18 protein-coding genes are annotated in these 25,119 nt (G+C 62.7%); 10 read left to right on the top strand and 8 right to left on the bottom strand.

Translation table 11 applies throughout. The features are described 5' to 3' along the window. The first annotated feature begins 44 nt into the window (after window positions 1-44). From murJ to trxA, 4 genes are all read left to right on the top strand, one after another. Window positions 45-2,093, top strand: coding sequence for a murein biosynthesis integral membrane protein MurJ (murJ, locus tag AC1DF4_RS06140; protein WP_476912040.1), 2,049 nt, complete (start codon window positions 45-47; stop codon window positions 2,091-2,093). Between the two features lie 171 nt (window positions 2,094-2,264). Continuing rightward, complete coding sequence (locus AC1DF4_RS06135; protein ID WP_476912039.1) at window positions 2,265-3,857, top strand: ABC transporter substrate-binding protein; 1,593 nt, start codon at window positions 2,265-2,267, stop codon at window positions 3,855-3,857. 176 nt (window positions 3,858-4,033) lie between these two features. Then, window positions 4,034-4,990, top strand: a complete 957-nt coding sequence (gene trxB / locus AC1DF4_RS06130) for a thioredoxin-disulfide reductase (protein ID WP_476912038.1) — start codon at window positions 4,034-4,036, stop codon at window positions 4,988-4,990. Window positions 4,991-5,029: 39 nt separating this feature from the next. Continuing rightward, on the top strand, window positions 5,030-5,356 hold the full coding sequence (trxA, locus tag AC1DF4_RS06125) for a thioredoxin (RefSeq protein ID WP_224048054.1): 327 nt from the start codon (window positions 5,030-5,032) through the stop codon (window positions 5,354-5,356). A gap of 5,200 nt (window positions 5,357-10,556) precedes the next feature. On the opposite strand, the gene AC1DF4_RS06120 is transcribed toward trxA, so the two are convergent. The 8 genes from AC1DF4_RS06120 to rpmH all read right to left on the bottom strand — a co-directional run bounded on the left by AC1DF4_RS06120 (window position 10,557) and on the right by rpmH (window position 16,248). Continuing rightward, the gene (locus AC1DF4_RS06120) at window positions 10,557-11,783 is read right to left on the bottom strand and encodes a ParB/RepB/Spo0J family partition protein (RefSeq protein WP_476912037.1); all 1,227 of its coding nucleotides are present in this window, start codon (window positions 11,781-11,783) and stop codon (window positions 10,557-10,559) included. Window positions 11,784-11,851: 68 nt separating this feature from the next. Further along, window positions 11,852-12,919: a ParA family protein gene (locus AC1DF4_RS06115; protein ID WP_441404739.1), complete on the bottom strand. Its 1,068-nt coding sequence runs from the start codon at window positions 12,917-12,919 to the stop codon at window positions 11,852-11,854. A gap of 86 nt (window positions 12,920-13,005) precedes the next feature. Then, window positions 13,006-13,656: a 16S rRNA (guanine(527)-N(7))-methyltransferase RsmG gene (gene rsmG / locus AC1DF4_RS06110; RefSeq protein ID WP_476912036.1), complete on the bottom strand. Its 651-nt coding sequence runs from the start codon at window positions 13,654-13,656 to the stop codon at window positions 13,006-13,008. Window positions 13,657-13,672: 16 nt separating this feature from the next. Beyond that, window positions 13,673-14,275, bottom strand: a complete 603-nt coding sequence (locus tag AC1DF4_RS06105; protein ID WP_476912035.1) for a Jag family protein — start codon at window positions 14,273-14,275, stop codon at window positions 13,673-13,675. Next, a complete protein-coding gene (gene yidC / locus AC1DF4_RS06100; RefSeq protein WP_476912034.1) occupies window positions 14,275-15,255 on the bottom strand; it encodes a membrane protein insertase YidC in 981 nt (326 codons plus the stop codon). The genes AC1DF4_RS06105 and yidC overlap by 1 nt, the downstream gene beginning before the upstream one ends. A gap of 16 nt (window positions 15,256-15,271) precedes the next feature. Further along, window positions 15,272-15,667: a membrane protein insertion efficiency factor YidD gene (yidD, locus tag AC1DF4_RS06095; protein WP_476912033.1), complete on the bottom strand. Its 396-nt coding sequence runs from the start codon at window positions 15,665-15,667 to the stop codon at window positions 15,272-15,274. Beyond that, entirely contained in the window at window positions 15,660-16,070 is a 411-nt protein-coding gene (gene rnpA, locus AC1DF4_RS06090; protein WP_476912032.1) for a ribonuclease P protein component, read from the bottom strand. The genes yidD and rnpA overlap by 8 nt, the downstream gene beginning before the upstream one ends. 40 nt (window positions 16,071-16,110) lie before the next feature. Then, a complete protein-coding gene (rpmH, locus tag AC1DF4_RS06085) occupies window positions 16,111-16,248 on the bottom strand; it encodes a 50S ribosomal protein L34 (protein ID WP_003800212.1) in 138 nt (45 codons plus the stop codon). A 460-nt stretch (window positions 16,249-16,708) separates the two neighbouring features. Here rpmH and dnaA point away from each other — a divergent pair, with 460 nt between their 5' ends. The 6 genes from dnaA (at window position 16,709) to gyrB (ending at window position 25,090) form a co-directional block, all read left to right on the top strand. After that, complete coding sequence (dnaA, locus tag AC1DF4_RS06080) at window positions 16,709-18,130, top strand: chromosomal replication initiator protein DnaA (protein WP_056428740.1); 1,422 nt, start codon at window positions 16,709-16,711, stop codon at window positions 18,128-18,130. Window positions 18,131-18,660: 530 nt separating this feature from the next. After that, entirely contained in the window at window positions 18,661-19,785 is a 1,125-nt protein-coding gene (dnaN, locus tag AC1DF4_RS06075) for a DNA polymerase III subunit beta (protein WP_476912031.1), read from the top strand. A 123-nt stretch (window positions 19,786-19,908) separates the two neighbouring features. Beyond that, a complete protein-coding gene (gene gnd, locus AC1DF4_RS06070) occupies window positions 19,909-20,793 on the top strand; it encodes a phosphogluconate dehydrogenase (NAD(+)-dependent, decarboxylating) (protein ID WP_476912030.1) in 885 nt (294 codons plus the stop codon). A gap of 26 nt (window positions 20,794-20,819) precedes the next feature. Then, complete coding sequence (gene recF / locus AC1DF4_RS06065; protein WP_476912029.1) at window positions 20,820-22,037, top strand: DNA replication/repair protein RecF; 1,218 nt, start codon at window positions 20,820-20,822, stop codon at window positions 22,035-22,037. Beyond that, window positions 22,030-22,593: a DciA family protein gene (locus tag AC1DF4_RS06060; protein WP_476912028.1), complete on the top strand. Its 564-nt coding sequence runs from the start codon at window positions 22,030-22,032 to the stop codon at window positions 22,591-22,593. Before recF ends, AC1DF4_RS06060 begins: the two co-directional genes overlap by 8 nt. Window positions 22,594-23,005: 412 nt before the next feature. Then, on the top strand, window positions 23,006-25,090 hold the full coding sequence (gene gyrB / locus AC1DF4_RS06055; protein WP_476912027.1) for a DNA topoisomerase (ATP-hydrolyzing) subunit B: 2,085 nt from the start codon (window positions 23,006-23,008) through the stop codon (window positions 25,088-25,090). The last annotated feature ends 29 nt before the right edge of the window (window positions 25,091-25,119 follow it).

Raw genomic sequence — 25,119 nt, 5'->3', positions numbered from 1 at the left:
CCCGATGGCGCCTTAAGCAGTGCCCGGGTGAGACGATGAAGACGATGTCATCAGCCAAACCCACCCCAGCGCACTCCGGCCCCGCCGATTCCAAAGCTGTCCAATCCGGAGAGGTCCGTTCCAGCGCCATCATGGCCGCGGGAACGATGGTCTCGCGTTTCCTGGGATTCGCCAAGACCTGGATGCTGGCGGCCGCGCTCGGGTTGGGCTCCACCGTCAACGACACGTTCATCAACGCGAACAACCTGCCGAACCTGATCTTCCTGCTCGTGGCGGGCGGAGTCTTCAACGCCGTCCTGGTGCCCCAGATCATCAAGGCAAGCAAGGCTCCGGATAAGGGAGCGGACTACATCAGCCGGCTGCTGACGCTTGCGGTGCTGGTGCTGCTGACCCTGACGCTGGCGGTGACGCTGCTGGCGCCGTGGGTCATCGAGCTGACGACGCAGGGCTACTCCCCGGAGCAGAAGGCCCTCGCGGTGTCCTTCGCGTTCTGGTGCCTTCCGCAGATCTTCTTCTACGGGCTGTATGCCCTGCTGACCCAGGTGCTCAACGCCCACGGCGCGTTCGGGCCCGCGATGTGGGCGCCGATCCTGAATAACATTGTTGCCATCGCCGGCCTCGGCATGTTCATCTGGGCCTTCGGTGCCAACGCGACCAACCCCCACACGCTGGACACCTGGGGTTCGACCCAGACCTTCCTGGTGGCCGGATTCTCGACCATCGGTGTGATTGCCCAGACCGCGATCCTGCTGGTCCCGGTGTTCCGGCTCCGGCTCGGCCTGCGCCCACGCTTCGGCTGGCGCGGGGTCGGACTGGGCCAGGCCGCCAGGCTGAGCGTCTGGACCCTGGCGACGGCCGCCGTCGGACAGTTGGCATTCCTTTATGTCATGCGCATCGCCACGATTCCCGGCGCGGAGCGGCTCCGCCTGGAACAGGCGGGGGACCCGGCCGCGGACACGATGCCGGGCAACGCCGTGCTGGAGGTCGCGAGCCAGCTTTACCTGCTCCCGCACTCCATCATTGCGCTGTCGCTGGCCACGGTGTTGTTCAACCGGATGACCCGGGCCTCGCAGGATGGGGACCGGGCTGCGCTGCGCAGCGCGCTGTCCCACGGGCTGCGGACCATGGCTGTGGCCACGGTGTTCGGGGCACTGGCCTTGTTTGCGCTGGCCGGGCCGCTGGGCATGTTCTTCTCCGGCGGGGTGAAGCAGGACGGCGCCATGCTGGCCCAGACCCTCACCATCCTGGCCCTCAGCACCCCGTTTATGAGCGCCAACTTCATGATGTCCCGCGTGTTCTACGCCAACGAGGATGCCAGGACACCGTTCTTCATCCAGCTGGTGCTGGCCATGGTGAATGTGGTTGCCGCCTTCACCATCCAGTTCCTGCCGTTCGACCAGATCATCTTCGCCATCGCCATCCTTTACACCGGCGGCAATATCCTCTCGGTGATTGTCAGTGCGGTCTTCCTGCGCCGGCTCCTGGGACACCTGGACGGCCCGCGGATCGCCAATTCCTATATCCGGATGGGTTACGCCGCGCTGGGTTCGGCCCTGGCCGGGGCGGGGGCTCTGTGGCTGCTGGGAAGCTACAGCCCGGACGGCTTTGCCTGGAGCACGCCCGTCGCCGCTCTGGTGACGATCGTCGTCGTCGGGCCCGTCATGCTGGCGGCGTACCTGCTCCTGCTCAAGCTGTTCCGGGTGACCGAACTGAGCGACCTGCTGCAGCCGCTGCTGGGCCGCCTACGCCGTCGGGCGGCTGCGGAACCCACGGCAGGGGACCGTCCGGAAGGTCCCGCCGTAGCCCGCACAAGGCCGGAACGCGCCACAGTTTCGGTGGACACCGGACTCATTCCAAGAATTTCGGGAGAATTCGACGCCGCCTCCTTCCGTGCCGGGCCGGACCTTAGCGAACAGGATGAACGGGCCGGACGCGTCGGACCGGAGGGTGGCTACCTGCCCGCCGAGGATCTGCCCAGCACCGCTGAGGGCGGCTTGGGCCGGGGGGATGTCCCGCTGCCCGGGCGCCGGACGTACCAAGGACCAGCGGGGCACAATCCCCATTTTCCGTTTGGCGGCAAGAAGAAAAAATAGCATCCGGCAGGGTTAGCAGCGCCGTGTTTCCGCGGCGCGGACACTGCATCGGCTAGGATCGAAGACTAACAAGGGGAGTTGCAGACCAGGGGTCCACCGGCTTACCGGAGGACCTGTGGTCACTGATGAAGTGATCAGTTCGGCAACTCCCGGACAGTCTAGGAGGAGCCCGTGTCCCACCCGATCGATGTCGGATCAGTACTAGGTGGCCGTTACAAGGTCACTGCCACTGTACTGACCTCACATGACCAGGATCTGGTGCTGGACGGTGTGGACCAGGTACTGAACCGTGCCGTGAGCATCCTCGTGGCCGGACCCGGCAACGCGGATCAAGTGGCGCAGAGTGCCCGGGAAGTCGCTACCGGTGAACGTCCCGGCAACGTGCAGATCCTCGACCTCGGGGTCAGTGAGGCGACCACTTACCTCATCACTAACCACACCTCGGCCGCTGACCTGCTGGACCTCGTTGTGTCCTCCAACCCGCCCTATGTTGAACCGTTCTTCACGGACACGCTGGGCAGCGAAATCTTCGGTCAGCCGCGATCCCAGGAACCCGAAACCTACGACGGCCTCTACGACGAAGAAGAAGTAGATGCCGACTACATCAACTACGGTCGGAACCACCCGGCCGCCCCTGCATCCGGAGCCGCTCCGGCCACACAGCCGGCTTCGCCCGCACGCGTGCCTTCACGTCCGGGGACCTCACCCGCGGTCGGCGCGGCTGGCGTTGCTGCCGCCGCTGCCGCTGGTGCCGGTGGTGCCGCAGCGGCGGCATCCTCGAAAGCAAAGTCCCCCGAGACTGCACCCCAGGAGGCCACCCCCCATGTAACGGCGCCCCAGCCCGTGCAGGGAGGTACGTCCGGTTCCGGTGCAGCCGTTTCCGGGCCGCCTGCTCCCGCCGAATCGCCCAAGGTTTCACTGTGGTCCGACGACGACTACGATCACACGGACGACGACGACCGGCAGACCGCGCACCAGGGCCACACCACGAAGTCCGCCGCCCTGGCCGGCGGCGGCGCCGCGGACCGGGCCCCGGGATTCTTCCCTGGTTCGGCCCGGAGCGGCGACTCCGAGGAGGATGACGAGTACTACGGCAAGGATGACGAGCCCCGGCGCGAGCCCCGCTCCATGCGCTGGCTGGTGGGCGGTCTCCTGGCGGCGGTCCTCGTGGTGGGCCTGGTTCTTGCTGTCACCAATCTTGGCAGCCTCTTCAAGGCCACGCCGCAGCCCAACGCCGGCGGCAACACCTCCTCCAGTACGCCCGGTGCGACTTCGGCAGAGCCGTCCGCAACAGGCAGCCCTGCACCGGTCACCGGTCCGCCCGCCATTGAGGGCGTCACGCGGCTGGGCGACTTCGATTTTGCCGGAACTTACGACGGCGACCTGGTCAAGACCTTCGACGGCAACGCCGCCAGCTACTGGTCGGACATGGAATTCGCCAATGAAAACTGGGGTGGCTTTGCCCCCGAGGGTGTCCCCCTTGTGGTCAAACTGAAGACACCGGCCGAGATCTCCTCGGTGACCCTGAGCCAGTTGGGGGCCTCAGGCGGCAGCATCAGTGTCTTCACCAACGACCGTCCGTCCCTGGACGGCGCCAAGCAAGTGGGCAGCAACAGCTTCACCTCACCGGATCTGACGCTGCCCCTGCAGGAGCCCGCCAATGCGCAGTATGTCATCGTCCAGATCAAGAGCCTGCCCAAGCTGGCGGCGCCGAAGACGCGCTTCGGATATGGCTTGCGTCTGGCCGAGATCAAGGTCCAGTAGCGGGCCGGTAACCAAGGCAGTAACCCCGCGGTCCTCGGTGCCAAGACGGTACCCTGAGTGATGGCGTCCTCCCGTGGCGCCCGGTCCGACCGGAATATTCAGCGCCGTACAGTAGTTGTGCCATGTGGCCGGCTACCCAGGCGGGCGCATCGACAAAGGAAGAGGTTCACCGTTCAGTGAGCAACGCAGAAAACACCGCGTCCGAAGTGCGTGATGTCATCATCGTCGGCTCCGGCCCCGCGGGCTACACGGCCGCGGTGTACACGGCACGCGCCAACCTGAAGCCGCTGCTGCTGGCCGGATCGGTAACCGCCGGCGGCGAGCTGATGAACACGACCGACGTCGAGAACTACCCGGGATTCCCGGATGGCATCATGGGCCCGGACCTGATGGAGAACTTCGAGAAGCAGGCCGCCCGGTTCGGCACGGAAATCCAGTTTGAGGACGTCACCGACCTGGATCTCGACGGCGACATCAAGACGGTCACCATCGGCTCGGGGGAGACCTTCCAGGCCCGGTCCATCATTCTGTCGACGGGTTCTGCCTACCGCGAGCTCGGCCTGCCCAACGAGAAGCGACTCTCCGGCCACGGCGTCAGCTGGTGCGCAACCTGCGACGGTTTCTTCTTCAAGGATCAGGACATCGCCGTGATCGGCGGCGGTGACTCCGCGATGGAGGAGGCACTGTTCCTCACCAAGTTCGCGAAGAGTGTCACCGTCGTCCACCGCCGCGATTCCCTTCGTGCCTCCAAGATCATGGCCGACCGCGCCCTGGCGCACGAGAAGATCAACTTCATCTGGAACAGCGGCGTCGAGGATGTCCTTGGACAGGACAAGGTCACGGGACTCCGGCTGAAGAACCTGGTGGACGGCACCGAGACCGAACTCGCCGTCACGGGCGTCTTCGTGGCGATCGGCAACGATCCCCGCACCGAACTTGTCAAGGGCAAGCTGGACTTGACCCCTGAGGGGACCATCGCCGTCGACGGCCGTACTTCGAAAACCAGCGTGCAGGGTGTCTTCGCCGCCGGTGACGTTATCGATCCCACCTACCGCCAGGCCATCACCGCGTCGGGCTCCGGCTGTGTAGCCGCCCTTGATGTTGAGCACTACCTCGCAGATTTCCACGCCTGAATCGGCGCGCAGCAACCAACCGAAGAGAGAGACAGGGCTATGAGCAACGCAAAAGACGTAACAGACGCTAGTTTCAGCACGGATGTTCTGGCATCCGCCAAGCCGGTCATCGTGGACTTCTGGGCCGAATGGTGCGGACCGTGCCGCAAGCTCGGGCCGATCCTCGACGAGATCTCCGTGGAGTACAGCGAGAAGGTGGACGTCGTCAAGGTAAACGTTGACGACAACCCCGCGATCGCGGCCCAGTACGGCATCACCTCCATCCCCGCCGTCTACCTGTTCGAAGGCGGAGAAGTGAAGGGCACCGTCATCGGCGCCCGCCCCAAGCAGTTCTTCGAGAAGGAATTCGCGGACGTCCTGTCCTAAGCGCCTCTGTAGGTCAGCGGGCAACGCTGAATCCGACTTTGGGTGGCCTCACTTCCGGACCAGGAAGTGGGGCCACCTTTTTCGTGCATGGCGTTCTGTCGGCTGGCACGCGGAGGACCAGTCGGTCATACGAGTCGAGGAGCGGGCCACGAAGTGTTGTTCTCAGATGAACAAAGTTGTTTTAGGCACATGAATTGCTCTCTCCGGGTCTGGTTGCATCGGCCAACCCACGATCGCACTGGCAGGGGAGTCCTAGCGCGGAACACGCGCAGCGCCCGGCTTGCTTGAGATCTGCGATGGCAGACACCCCTAGCGGCGGTTGCGGTTTCACGGGGTGCCGGCCGATCTATGTGCCTGTTTCACGTGAAACATCACTGCCGCTTCTGTGGCGTCGCCTGACTTGGCCGGAATGCCAGGCACATCGGCGGTTCATTCTGTTTCACGTGAAACATCGCCGTCAATGTTTGCCTCAGCGGACCAGCGCAGAGGCCAAGTCTTAGCAGACATGCACGCATGGAGGCCACCAGAGCATTTTTGTCATTGAACTGGAACTCGTCAATCATTGGCTGCATATTGCATTTATGGGTCGCCCGCCGAAAATTTGGAAGTCAACACCGAGTCCATCAACCGAAAATGGCACTATTTTTGCGAAGTCCATTCGGCGCTGAAATGGGATTTAGGAGATCGCAAGGACCTCCAACGGTGGACAACCAAATTTCACACGCAAAATGTCGCGTCCAGCTCCAGAGTCACCTCGCACGGCTGATCGCAACGTCGCGTGCCCCCAGAAGTTGCCAATTGTGGGAGCTGCAATCCCAGTAGGCCCAGCATCTGAACGGTGGGCCAATATTCGCCGCCACAGCCCTTTGGCCCGCAACGGACTGTCTAGGAAGCGATGCACTAGCCCCCAAGCCGCTACCAACATGAGATTGGATCACTGACACCATCTGCACCAGTGGCGTCGTCTGCGATGACTCAAATGCACACGTGATGTTTCACGTGAAACGCCCACTCACGTCCTTGGGAAAGTACGAGACCCAGGAGCATTGGATTCTGGAGAAGTTCGAATCTCGGCTCGAACGATGGACCTTCGAACCGTCGCCGCCGGGCACATCAGCCCAACCGCTCAGTCTTGTTTCACGTGAAACATTACTACGACCGAATAGATGCTCCGGAACGCGGGGTCGGTATAGCGAATTCTCAATTACACTGTAGTGATTCGATATTGAACTCTCAGATATGGGTTGCTTTCCTTCCATGTTGGGTTATCCGGAGGCGGCGCTGCGCCCAATCCGATGGCGTCGGCCACGAAACGCTAGTTACCGCAGATGCGAACTGTACAAGGTCCAAGCGTCCGCAGACCGTCGTACTTCCGAGACTTCCCGCCGTCCACTAGGCCCCTATGCATATCCCTCGAAAGTGTCAGTGTTTCACGTGAAACACAACCGGAAGCCCGCAGGGGATCGCGCCTGCGTACAAGGACAACTAGTTCCTGTTTTGGTCCAGGAACCAAGCAGTTCCCCAACTCACCGCATCGACGCCGCGATAGCCCTTTGCGCCCGATAGCCCTTGGCGGCACTACGCTGCGACCAGCCAACCTGACCCTCCAAACGAAGCAGTGAGGTTTGGGGTCACGCGGAGGCGACGGGCAACCAGCACGGAGATTCCACACCCTATACCGACAGATGGCGCCTGCTACCCGGCCCAGCTGGCCCCAGCCGGGCCCACCGCACACGAGTAGCCGCCCTGACGGACAACGCGGCACCGCTGTCGTTGGCCCTACAATGCGGCGCAACAAGGACGTCTCCCGCGGTCGGGCACTCCAGAACACCGCCCGCTAGTCGGGCGCCCCGAACAGACGCGAAATCCAACTCGAGACGGAAAGTGCACCTGCGTGGTCTTCTCCACAATTGGTGGGCGGCCTGAGGGGCGTTGTCTGCCACCGCCCCGAAGGCAGATCACAGAGGCTGCATCAACAGCTCCTACGCGCAGTACCGCGAGGCGTCATCGCAGCCTGAGGGGTCGGCCAGGTAGGGGACCAGGCGGGTGCCCTTCCTGAAGTCGGGCCGCGGCTGTTCAAAGCACTGCCTTACGATCAACGTGCTAGCGACCTTCCGCAGATTGTGCCGGCCACCAGGGTCGATAGCGCTGTCCCCAGAACGCGGTTCGCCCACCAGCAGCAGAAAACAGCCTCGCCTCAAGATCGAACTCCCGGCGCCTGGTGCCGAACCTCAGCAGCCCACGCCCCCGGGTCCAGTCGGTCGAGTGCTGCCGCCGAGAGTGCTGATTCCACAGCACCGGCCGGCCCTTTCACACGTGATGGACTGCAAAGAGCAAATGGGCGCACCCTACAGTTGGAACGAATGACGCCCGGGCGTTGTCGCTGCCATTTCGCAAGCGTCGACTCCGGCTCTTTTGTCACTGAACGTCGGCCATTCTGATGACCAACATCGGCGACCATTGGTCGGACCGAAAGCTCCCTCTCCCGTACCAGCGCGACAATTTCCACAGGGTTCTCCACAGAACTTATTCACATAGTTATCCACAGGAAGTGAGGGATTTCTCACAGCCGATTTCTTCGGTCGGGCGACGCGTCCAGGGGAGGGTCTTCGTACTGGCCCCGATGCACAGCTCAAGTCCGTCACTGACTTCAGTGTCCACGACTTGAGCCCGTGCACGGCTGCACCAGTATTGCTTCCCGATTTCTGCGATTTTCCGCGCTAAATTAACCGGCATCGGGGGATTTAGTCAGCACGGGCGGGTGTGAATCAGTTCACTGATGGAGCATCGGAATTGTTCCACGTGAAACAGTGTGGGCGTGAACGGCAGGACAGTCGCCGGCGCCACCATCACTGCGGCGACATCGTCTGAGGTCAGTGCCGCACGCGGTGTCCATCCACAAAGTAATCCACATAGTTATCCACAGCAATATCCACCGGTCTATCCACCGCCGGTCATGACATCCTGCTGATGCCGGATCGGGTGCCAGCAGACGAATCGGGTCCTGGCAGCACCCCGATTTAGGGCGGACTTCGAACCACGAATCCCAAGTTGGCGGAAGAAGACCTTGGTTCAATCCTCGATCTCGGAAACTCGCACCAGGTACAGTCCCTGGGCAATCAAACGCAGCACCGGGTTCTACTGGCGACGGGGGAGTCCAGCTTCCTCCCGGGTTCCCAGCCGGAGGTGCCACCCGGACAACCCCGATGTCTGGGTGCGGGGAGCACCTCGGGAGCACCATTCTCGCCGGCGCGACTATTGCCAAGCTCGGCCGGTGTGTGACTGGTTCCAGCCTCGATGACCTGCCTCCGAATGAGCGCCCGCTACCGCAGCCCGAGTCGGAGCCGCGGGTCCAAGTACAGGTGCAGGTGCAGGTGCAGGTATACGTGCCACTTTCGATCGCCAATAGCTGGGCATGGAGACGGGGGTTCTGCTGCTTCCTGGAACGGGAGGAAGGTTCCGCTGCTTCCCGGAATGGACGGGGGCGTATTCAGTCTTCTCCAACATCCCATCACTGCTTGGATGTCGACGCCGCATCGGCCGCCGCGGTAGTTCTGCCGTGTGGGGGGCTGCAGCCGAGACCCTCCACATGTTGCTAGCAGAACCAGCGCTAGGCACCGTGCAGCCTAGTCCACTGACGGGCCGGCAGGCCGGCAGCACAGGGCTGACTACTCGTCCTCACTGCACGGGCGTTCTGCCGGCAGCACCCGGTCCGAAGCAGCTGATGTCCCTCGTCACCGGAACAGTTGGAGTGCCCAATGTCCTCATCTCTACTTCGGGCCAAGTCCGCCAACAGTAGGAATAGGACTCATTGGACACACGCTATGCCCGGTGCCTGCGCTTTGGTGTTCTCTGGTCCATATTCCGAAACCCCACGGAAGTTGGCACCGCGGGCGTTCGAAGCGTTGGTTGCCGTACCTAGCCACTTACTGCCTAGAGTCGACCACGAGTGACCACGCGGTTCAGGCTCCTGGGCCCTGTCCCGTATACCGGCTTGGCTCCCAACGACATCTTGCACGGGAGATTCCGTAGCCTGCAGGCGTTCTGTCAGGCCCCGGGTGGCCCCGACGGCTCCTGACCACCTCCTGGCGCCCATAGCTGGCAGGCTAGGAGCCTCTACGGCGTGACGCCCGTTGCGGGCCCGGAACGGGCTGCTGCGCTGCCCGTGGGCGTCCCATTTGGGGCGTCGACGCTGTTTGAACCCGGAAATCAGAAGACAGGAGGCCGTGGAACGGGCGGAATTTCTCCCACCGAGGTCCCTGAATGTTTCACGTGAAACCGCACGTTCTTTAGTAGAGGAGTCGTGACCCCCTCGGTCGCCGGGGGACAGCAACGCTAACGCGCGGATAACACCTACTCAGATCCATTCCCGCGGCAGCTCACGTCCGCACGTCGACGCTCATTAGCCGTTGCACCACGATGAGGAATGACGTAGGAACTCCGTGAGTCGGGGCAGTGGGGACTTTGGACCTGGTGCCATGTGCCCGCAGTTTGCGCCCGCGTAGGCATCTTTAACGGAAAGACATCCGACTCAGGTGTTTTGCTGTACCTGCCCGCTCATTCCACACTTTTCATGTCTGAACCGGGCGACATGGGTTTCACGTGAAACATTCAATCTACGCCCGTCCGGCAACGGTTGGCCTCTTGTAGGCCCGAGCCAGCCCAAGCGCAAGACCAAGACCCACGGGCCAGTTGACCCGATTGTCCCGGGACTTCGGTATAGACGGCCCTAAACGTCGCCTTGGGCGCCGTCGGTGGCCTCGAATAGCGTCCAACAGAGGCACTCTGACTTGAGCCTTACCAGTTGGGCGACAGGACGGGTTCAAATACGCCGCACCCGGCCAGCGCCGTGTTCACCCTGAATGTTGCCCGCTTGGTCCTCAGGGAGAGCACCTGGCGACCCATTTTCGGTCCCTTTACACGCCAATTGCTGCCGAAAGCCCACCGAGTGCTGCGCTCGTACGGTGTCAGCAGAGCCGCCAGGAGGGTCCGAGAAGGCACCGCAGCTGCAGTTCACCGGTGCACGAGGCAATCGGCGTCCTCAATCCGTGCGAATCGGACAACGGATGGAGTCACTGATGTCTGATGCAGCTCATGCAATGGGCTGTAAACCAGGAATGTCAGCCAGCTCCCGAGCGGAAAACAACAAAGGAAGGGGCCCGTTTCACGTGAAACGGGCCCCTTCTGAGTTCTGGTGACGCTAGTTGGACGACCCGGGCGTCAGCACATCCATGATCCGGTTAAGATCTTCCACGCTGGCGAACTCGATACTCACACGTCCCTTGCGCGCGCCAAGTGAAATCTTGACGTTGGTATCGAGCCGGTCGGAGAGGGATGATGCCAGGTAATCCAGGCGTTCGTGCCGTGCACCGGGCCGCGGGATGTTGTTCTTCTGCGCTGCGGCCGGGTTCTGGTAAAGCGTTACTGCTTCTTCTGTCGCCCGAACTGACATGCCTTCCGCCACAATCTTCTGGGCCAGGCGTTCCATGGCAGCGGCGTCCGGGAGTGCCAGTAGCGCACGGGCGTGGCCGGCAGAGATGACACTGGCAGCGACGCGGCGCTGGACCAGCGGCGGCAGCTTGAGCAGCCGAAGGGTGTTGGACACCTGGGGACGCGAGCGTCCGATACGGTCAGCCAGCTGTTCGTGGGTGGTGCCGAAGTCCTCCAGCAGCTGCTGGTAGGCGGCGGCCTCTTCGAGGGGATTCAGCTGGCTCCGGTGCAGGTTTTCCAGCAGCGCGTCACGAAGGAGGTCATCATCGGTGGTGTCACGGACGATTGCGGGGATGGTTTCGAGGCCGGCGGCCTGTACCGCGCGCCACCGACGCTCGCCCATGACGAGCTCGTAAGGTTCGCCACCCTTTTCAGTTGAAGTACGGACCACAATTGGCTGGAGGACACCGATTTCGCGCACCGAGTGAACCAGCTCTGCCATGTCGTCCTCATCGAAGACTGAACGCGGCTGTTTGCGGTTGGGGTGAATGTCCGTGACCAAAATTTCCGCGAAACGGACGCCCGGCACCTCGACGAGTTCAACTCCCTGATCGTCCGCGTCGGCAACAGCCACGGGTTCTACTTCGGACACCGTGCCGGACGCAGGCTTGGGCGCGGGAGCCGGGGGCACGGCCTTGGCGGCAGGAGCCTTTCTCGCCGGAGCCTTCTTCGCCCCAAGAGCACTCTTGGAGTCCGGGGCCTCTGCTGACGCAGCCGTCATCGCCGACGGCGTCTGCGACTCTGCAGCTGCATCCTTGTCACGGGCGACAACGGTCTCTTCCATTTCAGGCATCTCGGCAGCAGGTGTCCGCTTCCGGGCTTCAGGGAAGAACAGATCCACGGGACGGGACGGCGCTGAACCGTTGCCGGACGCCGCGGCGGAACTTGGAATGAGTGCCCCAAGTCCACGGCCGAGGCCGCGTCGCTTATCGCTCATGGATAAATCCCTCCATTGGAAGAGCCTGGCATCACCGGACTCTAGCTAGTGCAATTCTTGAAAAGATTCTAACGTTCCGCGATTTCGGCTGCGGCTTCCAGGTAGGACAGCGCCCCACTGGATGAGGGATCGTAGGTCATCACCGTCTGCTGGTAGCTGGGAGCCTCGGAAATGCGGACCGAACGGGGGACCACCGCTCCGAGGACCTGCTCCGGGAAGTGTTCACGTACTTCGGCGGCCACCTGGGCGGCAAGGTTGGTGCGACCGTCGTACATGGTGAGGAGGATGGTGGAGACGACCAGATCAGCATTCAAGTGCTTCTGGATCATTTCGATGTTCTTGAGCAGCTGGCTCAGTCCTTCGAGGGCGTAGTACTCGCACTGGATCGGAATGAGCACCTCGTTGGCCGCGCAGAACGCATTGACGGTCAGCAGACCCAGACTCGGAGGGCAATCGATGAAGATGTAGTCCAGCCGCTCTTCACCGTTCTTCGCGCGCTCTTTGGCATACACGTCGATGGCGCGGCGGAGACGCTGCTCGCGGGCGACGAGACTGACCAGTTCAATCTCCGCACCGGCGAGGTGGATTGTGGCCGGCGCGCAGATCAGGTTGTCGATGTCCGGGCACGGTGCCACAACATCCTGCAACGGAATGTCGTTGATGAGCACGTCATAAATGCTGTCAACGTCGGCGTGGTGTTCGATTCCGAGGGCCGTCGAGGCATTGCCCTGCGGGTCGATGTCGATGACCAGCACGTTCAGGCCGGCGGCCGCCAGGGCAGCGGCAATGTTGACCGTTGTGGTTGTCTTGCCGACTCCGCCCTTCTGGTTGGAGACAGTGAAGATGCGGGTCTTCTCCGGTTTCGGCAATTCACGCCCCAGGAGCCGTTCGCGCCGCTTATTCTCATGGGCGAGCTCGCGGGCAATGGGACTGGAATCGTCGATGGAGTCCAGAACATTTCCGCTGGAGACAACAGATGTTTCACGTGAAACGCTGGCCATACCAGTCGTCTTCGCAACCGCAGCCGTGTGATTTCCGGAGTATTCGTGAGCGATGACAGGCGCAACAAAGGCCCGCGCGGACCCCAGGGACACAAACGGGGGGATCCGTTGTGTGGAGGCTTCGCTACTGGTCACTGTGACACACTCACTCTCGTTCGGCTCTTGCTGCCGGTTACTAGCCTAACCTCTTACCCTTGGACTCCGAGGGCACCGGGCTGTTGCTAGGCAATCTTTTGAGGCTTATTCACAACGATTCGGACTACGGTGGTGGGTTCTTCGAGGAGGTCCTCGCCCACCAGCACGACAGACGTCTGGGTGCCGCCAAGCTTGCGGATAACCTTGGCCGCTTTTTCGATTTCCTCGCCTGCGCTGCGTCCCTTGATCGCGACGACTTCACCCTTGCCCGCCAGGAGCGGAATGGTCAGTCCGGCGAGGTTGGAAAGTGCTGACACGGCACGTGCCGTCACGACGTCGGCGTTGACCATACCAACCGCGAGCTCAGCGCGGGTGCGCATGATCGTCACATTCTCGAGTCCGAGGTCGTCCACGACTTCCTGGAGCCAGATGACCCGGCGTTCCAGCGGTTCGATCAGGGTCAGTTCCAGATCGGGCCGGGCAATGGCCAGACACAGGCCGGGGAGTCCGGCGCCGCTGCCGACGTCGGCCACGTGGCTTCCCTCGGCAATCTGGCTCTCGATCACGGCGCAGTTCAGGACGTGGCGGCTCCACAGCCGCGGAATTTCGCGGGGACCAATGAGGCCCCGCTCCGTTCCTGAGGTCGCCAGGTGCTCCACATAGCGCTTCGCAAGGTCCAGACGGTCCCCGAAGATCGTTTCTGCTGCCTGCAGTTCGGTAGCGGTGATTTCAACCATCAAGCTATCCGGCGGTTCAGTCTGCGGAAACGACGATGTGGCGGTCAGCGCCTTCGCCTTCGGACTCGCTGATGAGTCCCAGGTCAGCTACGGCGTCGTGCACGATTTTCCGCTCGTAGGCGCTCATCGGCGCCAGTGCCACAGCCTCGCCGGATTCCTTGACGGAAGCGACGGCGCCTTCTGCGATCTTCTGCAGTTCGCCGGCCCGCTCTGAGCGGTAGCCGTTGATGTCCAGCACCAGCCGGGAGCGGTTTTCCGTTGCGGACAGCACGGCCAGGCGGGTCAGCTCCTGGAGCGCTTCGAGGACCTCGCCGTCCTTGCCCACCAGGTTCTCGAGACCAGCTGCTTCTTCCTCAGCGACGATCGAGATGTAGGTGCGGCCGTTGCGGACCTCAATGTCGATGTCGCCGTCGATGTCGGCAATGTCCAGAAGTTCTTCGAGGTAGTCGGCAGCGACGTCGCCCTCCTCTTCCAGGCGGCTGGCTGACGTGCCCTTGCCCTCCGAGTCCTCGGAGCCTTCTTCAGGGTCCTGGCCGGATTCCTGGACCGCCGTCAAGGCGCCGTCCTGGTCCTCGATGGCTTCGGCGGAAATAGCGTTTTCGGTGCTCTCGGCGGACATTACTTCCTCTTCCTGTTCTTACGTTGTGGCTGGACGCGCTGGCTCTTGGCCACGAGGGCGGCGGCAGCAGCAGCTTCGGCGGCTTCGGCTTCAGCCTTCTTGGCTCCCGTCAGGGGCAGGGCCGGCAGGCCTTTCGCGGCGCGGCGCTCAGCCAGGGCCTTGGCAGCGGGGGATCCCGGCGTCGGCATGCGGCGGATGACAAAGAACTGCTGCGCCATGGTCCAGAGGTTGGTGGTGGTCCAGTAAATCAGAACACCGATCGGGAAGTTGATGCCACCCACACCGAAGACGATCGGCAGGATGTAGAGCATCATCTTTTGCTGGCGCATGAACGGGCTGGCCATGGCCTCTTCAGACATGTTCTTGGCCATGATCTGCTTCTGCGTGATGAACTGCGAGGCCGTCATGGCCAGGATCATCACAATCGACAGGATCCACACGGCCACCACGTTGCCGCCGGGAGGCGTGCCGTGCAGCAGGGTCGCGGAGAGCGGGGCACCGAAGATGCTCGACTCGTCAAACTGCACCACCTGCTCGTGGCTCATCGCACCGATGCTCTTGCCGCTGGTGGCCGCCGTCGTAATGCCGGAGAGGACCTGGAAGAGGGCGAAGAAGAACGGCATCTGGATCAGCATGGGCAAACACGCCGAGAACGGGTTGGTGCCGTGCTTCTTGTACATGGCCATCTGTTCCTGCGCCATGGCCTGGCGGGACAGCTGGTCGGTCTTTCCCTTGTACTTGTCCTGAAGCTTCTTCAAATCAGGCTGCAGGAGCTGCATGCCGCGCTGGGCCTTGATCTGCTTGACGAACACGGGAATCAGGGCGGCACGGATCACCAGCACCAGCCCGATGATGGACAGGGTCCACGTCCAGCCATTGGCGGCGGGCATGCCGATGGCGCTCAGGCCATCGTGGAAGACCACCATAATGGCGGACACAAGCCACTTGAACGGAAACATGATTGTTTCAAAGAAGTCCATACGATATCCCTATTCGTCAGGCCGCAGAGCGACCTTCTCCATCAGTCTGAGCAACCAGGTACTTGTCCGGGTTGTTCAGCACAACAATTGTGGGGGTGCGGTCCGCGGGCCACTCGCATTTGCCGGCGGGGACATGGTCCACACCACCGGCGTTCCAGGGATGGCAGCGCAGCAGGCGCCTGGCCGCCAGCCAGCTTCCTTTGACCGCGCCGTGGACCGTGATGGCCTCAAGCGCATAGGCGGAACAGCTGGGGAAGAAGCGGCAGACCTGGCCGTACAGCGGTGAGATCACCTTGCGGTACGCCAGGAGCAGCAGAATGAGGATATTGCGGGGCAAGTTCCAAACTGCCCGGCCCAACCAAACGGCTGCGGATCTTGCAGGAGGGACGACGGCGGCAGCAGAGTTATGCACGCGGGGTCCCTTCCTGTGTTGTCTCGTAAGAAACTGAAGAACCAGCCTTCGGAAGGCGGCTGCCCAGCCTTTTCATGTTGCTTTCCAGCGCGGCGTCGTAGTCAGATCGCAACTGATCAAAGCTGGCACCGGCCGAGGAGGGCAGGGCCCGGACCACGATCGCGAAGCCGCTGCCGTATTTCTGCAACGACAAGGCGCCGACTTCTCTCAGTCTCCTCTTAACGAGGTTCCTGACAACAGCGTTCCCGACACTCTTGGAAACGATGAATCCGATCCGGCTTGGTTCATCGGCAGCGAGAGCTGCCGTATATAACACTACGTTCCGGCGTCCATTGCGGACACCGGAACGTACAGTTGTTGAAAAATCGGTTGATGTCCTCAGACGGTTGCGGGTGGCCAGCACCTTTAAACTCGCACAGGGATGTGGACCGACGAGTCAGTATTTAAGCCGACAGTTCGGTGCGACCCTTGCCACGACGGGCTGCCAGGATGGCACGGCCGGCACGGGTACGCATACGAAGGCGGAAGCCGTGCTTCTTGGCTCGACGGCGGTTATTCGGCTGAAAAGTCCGCTTGCTCACGTTAGTTACTCCAGTGGGATCAAAGGGGCGCCCACCCGATCAAGGGGAAGAACTGGTCGACGCTAAGTTTTGTATGTGCCGCTTCCCTCGACTCGCACGACGCGGGGCATCGGGAGAGATTCAAATGAGGCGAAAAGCGTACACATGGGACTTCACAACGTTAGGGCTTGCCGCCCTCCTGAGTCAAACCGGGGGTCGCTCCACACACTTTCCCCAGCTGTGGCTAACTGCCGCCGCAGCCTGTGGATGAAGTGCGTCACGCGGCCCGATTCCGAACTACAACGGTGTGATTATCCACAGGACAGATCCCAGCTATCTTCTGCTCTTTTCATCCCCTAGAGTGTCCCAGTAGCCGATTATCCACGGACTGTGCATAACCCTGTGGATTAAGCCGGGGCCAGCACACTGGTTCAGGACTTCTGGCACGTAATGCAGGCAAGCAAGTTTGAGGAACTGATTGATGACAGTAGACGAAGCCAACCAAGCCAACACTGTCGGAAGTTCCTGGCGCCGGGTTGTGAGCCTGCTGGAGAACGACCACCGTGTATCACCGCGGCAGCGTGGCTTCGTCATCCTCGCCCAGGCCCAGGGCCTCATCGGTTCCACCCTGCTGGTGGCCGTGCCGAATGAACTCACCCGCGAAGTGCTGCAGACGCAGGTAAAGGAAGCCCTCGACGACGCCCTCCGGAACGTCTTCTCCGACGAAATCCGCTGCGCGATCGACGTCGACACCGATCTGGTGCCGCTCCACACGGAGCCGGAACCCGCCGTCGAACTGTCCCTCGTGGCCGATCCCTCGGTCGAACTGAAGCCGCAGCCGATGCTGCCGAGCACCTCCCACGAATTTGGCCGCCTGAATCCGAAGTACGTCTTCGACACTTTCGTGATCGGCTCCTCCAACCGCTTCGCCCACGCCGCCGCCGTCGCCGTGGCCGAAGCGCCGGCCAAGGCCTACAACCCCCTGTTCATCTACGGCGACTCGGGACTTGGCAAGACCCACCTGCTCCACGCGATCGGCCACTACGCCCGCCGGCTCTACAGCGGCATCCGGGTCCGCTACGTGAACTCCGAGGAATTCACCAACGACTTCATCAACTCCATCCGTGACGATGAAGGCACCAGCTTCAAGACGACGTACCGCAACGTCGACGTCCTGCTGATCGATGACATCCAGTTCCTGGCCGGCAAGGACCGGACACTGGAAGAGTTCTTCCACACCTTCAACGCCCTGCACAACAACAACAAGCAGGTGGTCATCACCTCCGATCAGCCGCCCAAGCTGCTCGCCGGCTTCGAGGACCGGATGAAGTCACGGTTCGAATGGGGCCTGCTGACCGATATCCAGCCGCCGGAACTTGAGACCCGGATCGCGATCCTCCGGAAGAAGGCCCTCAGCGAGGGCCTGTCCGCCCCTGATGACGCCCTCGAGTACATCGCGTCGAAGATCTCCAGCAACATCCGCGAACTCGAGGGTGCCCTGATCCGTGTCACCGCCTTCGCCAGCCTCAACCGCCAGCCGGTCGACGTCGCCCTGGCCGAGATGGTGCTCAAGGACCTCATCACCGATGACGGGGCCCAGGAGATCACCTCCGCGCAGATCCTGACCCAGACTGCCGACTACTTCAAGCTCAGCATGGAAGAGCTCTGCAGCAAGTCACGGACCAGGACCCTGGTGACTGCCCGGCAGATCGCCATGTACCTGTGCCGCGAGCTCACGGACATGTCCCTTCCCAAGATCGGGCAGGAACTCGGCGGCCGCGACCACACGACGGTCATCCACGCGGACCGCAAGATCCGTGAGCTGATGGCCGAACGCCGCGTGATCTACAACCAGGTGACCGAGCTGACCAACCGGATCAAGCAGCAGCAGCGCAATTCCTGAGCTGTTCCTGACCTGACCGGACGCGCACTCTTACCTTATTAACAGGCACCTGTGGACAAGCCTGTGGATAGTTAAGGGGACAACCGCGGTTAATGGGCTTAAAACCCTTAAGGCATCTGTGGATCGGCGGAACGGCCAAAAATGTTATCCCCATCCACACCCTGTTTAAAACCTCCTCCGCCCACAGTCCATGAACAGGGCTTAACCGCGGAATCGCACCGCCAAACAGGGTTATCCACAGTATCCACAGCAGTTATTAACACTACTAATCCCTAGAAAATGAAATTCCCTCAAATAACAACTTCCCTCCGCACTCCGCACACAGCCCAGGACCGTCCCGGCCCCGGCCGGAAAGCGGCACTGGGCCGGGCCGGCCGAACCACACGGATGTAAGCCGGGGATGGGAGAATCACACTTCTTGCGGCTAAGCTGTCTGCAGTGTGTCCGTCCTGGACACTTTTGTAATTCCTTGCCGGGCCGGTGGCCCGGCCACCAGCGATGACAGCAGCAATGAAAGGCGGCACCCTTCCGTGAAGTTCAGAGTCGAACGGGACGTCCTGGCAGAAGCCGTGACCTGGACCGCCCGGTCGTTGTCTCCGCGGCCGCCTGTACCCGTACTTTCCGGCCTGCTCCTCAAGGCTGAAGCCGGTACCGTCAGCCTCTCGAGCTTCGACTACGAGACCTCCGCCAGGCTCGAAATCCCTGCTGACATCACCACCGAAGGCACGATCCTGGTCTCCGGACGCCTGCTTGCCGACATCTGCCGCAGCCTGCCCTCCGCACCGGTCGACATCGAGACCGACGGCAACAAAGTCACCCTCACCTGCCGCCGAAGCAGCTTCCACCTGGCCACCATGCCGGAAGCCGAATACCCGCCCCTGCCCGCTTTGCCCCCCATCAGCGGAACCGTCCAGGGCGATTCCTTCGCACAGGCTGTTTCCCAGGTGATCATCGCGGCGAGCAAGGACGACACCCTGCCCATCCTCACCGGCGTGCGGATGGAGATCGAGGACGACCTCATCACGCTGCTGGCCACGGACCGTTACCGTCTGGCCATGCGCGAAGTCCCCTGGAAACCCGTCACTCCCGGCATCTCCACCAGCGCACTGGTCAAAGCCAAAACCCTCAACGAGGTCGCCAAGACCCTCGGCGGCAGCGGCGACATCAACCTTGCCCTCGCCGACGACGACAGCCGGCTCATCGGCTTCGAAAGCGGCGGCCGCACCACAACGTCGCTCCTGGTCGACGGCGACTACCCCAAGATCCGCTCGCTCTTCCCCGAGTCCACGCCGATCCACGCGACCGTGCAGACCTCCGAACTCGTCGAAGCAGTGCGCCGTGTCTCCCTCGTGGCCGAACGCAACACACCGGTCCGGCTCGCTTTCACCCAGGGCCAGCTGCACCTCGACGCCGGCACCGGCGAAGATGCCCAGGCTTCGGAAGAGCTCGAGGCCCAGCTCACCGGGGAGGACATCACTGTCGCCTTCAACCCGCACTACCTGATCGAGGGCCTGAGTGTCATCGAGACCAAGTTCGTGCGGTTCTCGTTCACCAGTGCACCGAAACCGGCAATGATCACGGCACAGAACGACGCCGACGGCGAGGACCAGGGCGACTACCGCTACCTGGTCATGCCTGTCCGCCTGCCCAACTAGTCCCCACCGCCACCCTCGCCTCGCAAGCTAGGCCAGGGAACCCGGGCGGCGTGGGCCCAGGCTGTTGTCGTTCTGGGCCCCAAAACGACAACCGACACCCAATGCAGAAAGAGAACCCGCACTATGCACATTGGACTGATCGGCCTTGGAAAAATGGGTTTCAACATGCGCGAGCGGCTGCGCAAGGGTGGAATCGAAGTCACCGGTTTCGACCGGAATCCGGACATCACCGACGTCGCGAGCGTGGACGAACTGATTGCCGCCGTGCCCTCGCCGCGGCTGATCTGGGTGATGGTCCCCTCTGGCGACATCACCGACGCCGTCATCACCGAGCTTGGTACCAAACTCGACGCCGGTGACCTCGTGATCGACGGCGGCAACTCCCGTTTCACAGAGGACCAGAAACACGGTGCCGCGCTGGCTGAAAAGAATATCCGTTTCGCCGACTGCGGTGTATCCGGCGGAGTCTGGGGCCTGCAGAACGGCTATGGGCTGATGGCCGGCGGGGATGCCGCCGACATTGAACGCGCCATGCCCGTCTTCGACGCGCTCCGTCCCGAGGGCGACCGTGCGGACAGCTTCGTCCACGTCGGCGGGATCGGCGCAGGCCACTACGCCAAGATGGTGCACAACGGCATCGAGTACGGACTCATGCAGGCCTACGCCGAAGGCTACGAACTCCTGGCCGCAAAGGACATTGTCACCGATCTTCCCGGCACCTTCCGCGCCTGGCAGAAGGGAACCGTGGTCCGGTCCTGGCTCCTGGACCTCATGGTCAAGGCCCTGGACGAGGATCCCGGACTGGAATCGATCGACGACTACGTCGAGGATTCCGGTGAAGGCCGGTGGACCGTCGAAGAGGCCATCGCCAACGCCGTGCCCGCTCCGGCCATCACGGCGGCACTTTTTGCCCGCTTCTCTTCCCGCGAGGACAATTCCCCGGCGATGAAGATGGTTTCCGCGTTGCGCCACCAGTTCGGCGGGCATGCGACCCGGCCGGCCAAATAGTCCTGCCCTGAAGTCCTGAACCCGGCGTGTACCTAGAACAACTTTCGCTCACTGATTTCCGCAGTTATGCCCAGGTGGAACTGAGTTTCGAGCCCGGCGTCACCGTGCTGGTCGGTTCCAACGGCATCGGCAAGACCAACCTGATGGAAGCCATCGGCTACCTGGCCTCTCTCAGCTCGCACCGGGTCAGCTCCGATGCCCCGCTGCTGCGCTTCGGTAGCGAACGGGCCCTGATCCGCGCCAAACTTGTCCGCGGCGAGCAGTCCACGGTGCTCGAACTCGAAATCAACAGCTCGCGCGCCAATCGCGCCCGGATCAACCGCAGCAACCCGGTCCGGGCCCGGGACATCCTTGGCATTTGCCAGACCGTACTGTTTGCCCCGGAGGACCTGGCCCTGGTCAAAGGCGATCCGTCCAGCCGGCGCCGTTTCCTCGACGAGCTCCTGGTCAGCCTCATGCCGCGGCACGCGGCCACCCGCAGCGACTACGACCGGGTGCTGAAGCAGCGCAATGCGCTGCTCAAATCCGCCCGCGCCGGCAAATTCACGAGCGGCCACGAGGCCACCCTGGACGTCTGGGACCAGCACATGGCACGGGCGGGGGCCGAGCTGCTGCATGCGCGGCTCGAACTGGTGGAACGACTCCGCCCCCACCTCAACAGCGCCTACACGCAGCTCACTGACGGTTCCAAGGAAGCGGGGGCCATCTACCGCTCCACGCTGCAGGGAGTGTTGGAGGACGACGGCGACATGCCGGCTGCCGCTTCAGCTCCAGGCGACGGACCGGCCGAGGACCTGCGCCAGCTTTCCGTTGACGAGCTCACCGAACGCTACGTGAAGGCCTTCGCAGTGTCACGCCGCAAGGAACTGGAACGCGGGATTTCCCTCGTCGGCCCGCACCGCGACGAACTGGAACTCATCCTCGGCACGGCCCCCGCGAAAGGGTATGCCTCGCACGGTGAAACCTGGTCCATGTGCCTGTCCCTGCGCCTGGCCTCGTACTACGTGATGCTCGATGATGCCCGGACCGGCGGATCGGCCCCCATCCTGATCCTGGACGACGTCTTTGCCGAGCTTGACGTCCAGCGGCGGCGTAAACTGGCGGCAATAGTATCCGGCGCCGAGCAGGTGCTCGTGACTGCCGCCGTCGAGGACGATATCCCGGCGGAACTGGCCGGGCGTCGGGTGAAGGTTATCCCCGGAGGGATCGACGAGGAATCGATGAGCGGGAAGGTCGATGAATAAGGATACCGACGGCGGCCTGCAACCGGGACGCGATCCCGACGACATCGATGCTGCCCAGTCGGCGCTGAACAGGATGCGTGAGGCGGCCGCATCCCGCGGCGAAATCCGGCGCAAGGCCCCGCCGCGTTCTGGCACCACTCCGCAGAAGACCAGCCGCAGTACCAGCAGTACCCGCGGCTTCGGACAGTTTCACGGCACCGGCCGGGACCCGATGGGTCTCGGCAAAGTGGTCGGACGACTCGTCGCGGAACGCGGCTGGAGCTCTCCCGTGGCAGTCGGCTCGGTGATGGCGGAATGGGCAGCACTCGTGGGACCGGAGATTTCCGCCCACTGCACGCCGGAAAGCTTCACTGACACCACCCTCCATGTCCGCTGTGATTCCACCGCCTGGGCAACGCAGCTCCGCCTGCTCAGCATCAGCCTGCTGGAGAAGTTCCGCACCGAACTCGGCGATGGCGTCGTGACCAAGATCCAGGTCCTCGGACCTGCGGCGCCGAGCTGGCGCAAGGGTGGCCGGACCGTCAACGGACGGGGACCGCGGGATACTTACGGATAACTCCGGCAGCCTCGGAATCACCGGATCTGAAGCACTCCTTGCAAAACTCTTGAAAAATCTGCGAACGGCATGTAGGGCGCTCAGACGGCCGGGAGCCGTATAGGAACCCCATCCCGGTACCCCCGGAGCCTTGCAGGCGGAGTCTGTGGCCTCCCAGCGGCACTTTCCTTCCCGTTTAGGCCTCCAGAATGCGGGTTTCGCCCCTATAGCACGGTAGAATCGTGGAAGATAACTGGGCGCCGGTGAAACGTTGACTGAGTCCGTTTCCGACGCAACATCCGCGTGCGGTAGACGGATCCTCGAGCCAGCAGCACCACCGGTGCCATCAGTGACGTGCCCGTTGGCAGTGGCTGTTTCCTCCGGGAAGTGGCAACGGCCGGCCTTTAGCGAAAAAGAGGAGTCGAAAGCGCCTGTGGCTAACGACAATGCAGAGATCCCGGCAGTGGACCCAGTAGCGGCTGAAGCGGAGGTCGCCCCGCCGGAGGCCGCGACTCCCCACGGCTATGGCGCCAGCGACATCACGGTGCTCGAAGGCCTGGAGGCTGTCCGGAAACGTCCCGGCATGTACATCGGCTCCACCGGTCCCCGTGGTTTGCACCACCTGGTCTATGAAGTGGTGGACAACTCGGTCGATGAGGCCCTTGCCGGGTACTGCACCCACATCGAGATCGTCTTGCAGGCCGACGGCGGGGTCAAGGTGGTCGACAACGGCCGCGGCATTCCGGTCGACATGCACCCGACGGAGCACAAGCCCACCGTGGAGGTCGTAATGACCATCCTGCACGCCGGCGGAAAGTTCGGCGGCGGCGGCTACGCCGTGTCCGGCGGCCTGCACGGCGTGGGCATCTCCGTGGTCAACGCGCTCTCGAGCCGGGTCGACACCGAGGTCCGCCGGCAGGGCCACGTCTGGCGGATGTCCTTCGCCGACGGCGGCAAGCCGCAGGGCAGCCTGGTCAAGGGCGAGGAGACCACCGAGACCGGCACCACCCAGACGTTCTACCCCGACGCCGGCATCTTCGAAGAGACGGATTTCGACTTCGAAACACTCCGCGCCCGCTTCCAGCAGATGGCCTTCCTGAACAAGGGCCTGCGCATCACGCTCACCGATGAAAGGCAAGCGGCGGAGGAACCGTCCGAGGACGGTGACCTCGATCTCGACGTCGTCCGCACCGAAGGTGAAGTCCCCGCAGAGTTCCACACGGTGGTTTACCAGTACGACAACGGGCTGCTGGACTACGTACAGCACCTGAACTCCGGCAAGAAGGTCGATGTGGTCCACGAGGACGTCATCGCTTTCGAAACCGAGGACACGGAACGGCACATTGCCCTGGAAATGGCGATGCAGTGGACCAACGCGTACTCCGAGAGCGTCCACACGTACGCCAACACCATCAACACCCACGAAGGCGGCACCCACGAAGAGGGTTTCCGCGCCGCGATGACCTCGCTCATCAACCGCTATGCGCGGGAGAAGAGCATCATCAAGGAAAAGGACGACAACCTCACCGGCGACGACATCCGTGAAGGCCTGACGGCCGTCATTTCAGTCAAGCTGTCCGAACCGCAGTTCGAGGGCCAGACCAAGACCAAGCTCGGCAACTCCGAGGTCAAGGGCTTCGTCCAGCGCGTCGTTACGGATGGACTCGGCGACTGGCTGGAGCGCAACCCGGGCCCGGCCCGTGACGTCATCCGCAAAGCCATCTCCGCCGCCCAGGCCCGGATGGCAGCACGGAAGGCCCGCGACAACGCGCGCCGCAAGAGCCCGCTGGAGTCCTTCGGGATGCCCGGCAAGCTCTCGGACTGCTCGTCGAAGAACCCGGAAAAGTGCGAGGTCTACATCGTGGAGGGCGACTCCGCCGGCGGTTCCGCCAAGCGCGGCCGCAACCCCGAAACGCAGGCCATCCTCCCGCTGCGCGGCAAGATCCTGAACGTGGAGCGGGCCCGGCTGGACAAGGCGCTGGGCAACGCCGAAGTCCAGTCCATGATTACCGCGTTCGGCACGGGAATCGGCGAGGACTTCGACCTGAGCAAGCTGCGATATCACAAGATCGTTCTGATGGCCGACGCCGACGTCGACGGCCAGCACATCACCACCCTCCTGATGACGCTGCTGTTCCGCTACATGCGCCCGCTGATCGAGAACGGCTACGTCTACCTCGCGCAGCCGCCGCTGTACCGGATCAAATGGTCCAACGCCCCGCACGATTACGTGTACAGCGACCGGGAACGCGATGCGCGGCTGATCTCCGGCCAGGCCGCCGGCCGCCGTATCCCGAAGGATAACGGCATCCAGCGCTACAAGGGACTCGGCGAAATGGACTACACCGAGCTGTGGGACACCACCATGGACCCGGATCACCGCACCCTGCTGCAAGTCACCATGGACGACGCCTTGGCCGCGGACCAGACCTTCTCCACCCTGATGGGCGAGGACGTTGAATCGCGCCGAAACTTCATTCAGCAGAACGCCAAGGACGTTCGGTTCCTGGATATCTGACAGCCGCATGACGGCTTAGTATTCCCGGA

Source organism: Arthrobacter sp. 05N429, from assembly GCF_056397045.1.
Note: the sequence above shows the minus strand (reverse complement) of the source record. Positions and strands in the feature narration are given on the sequence as shown.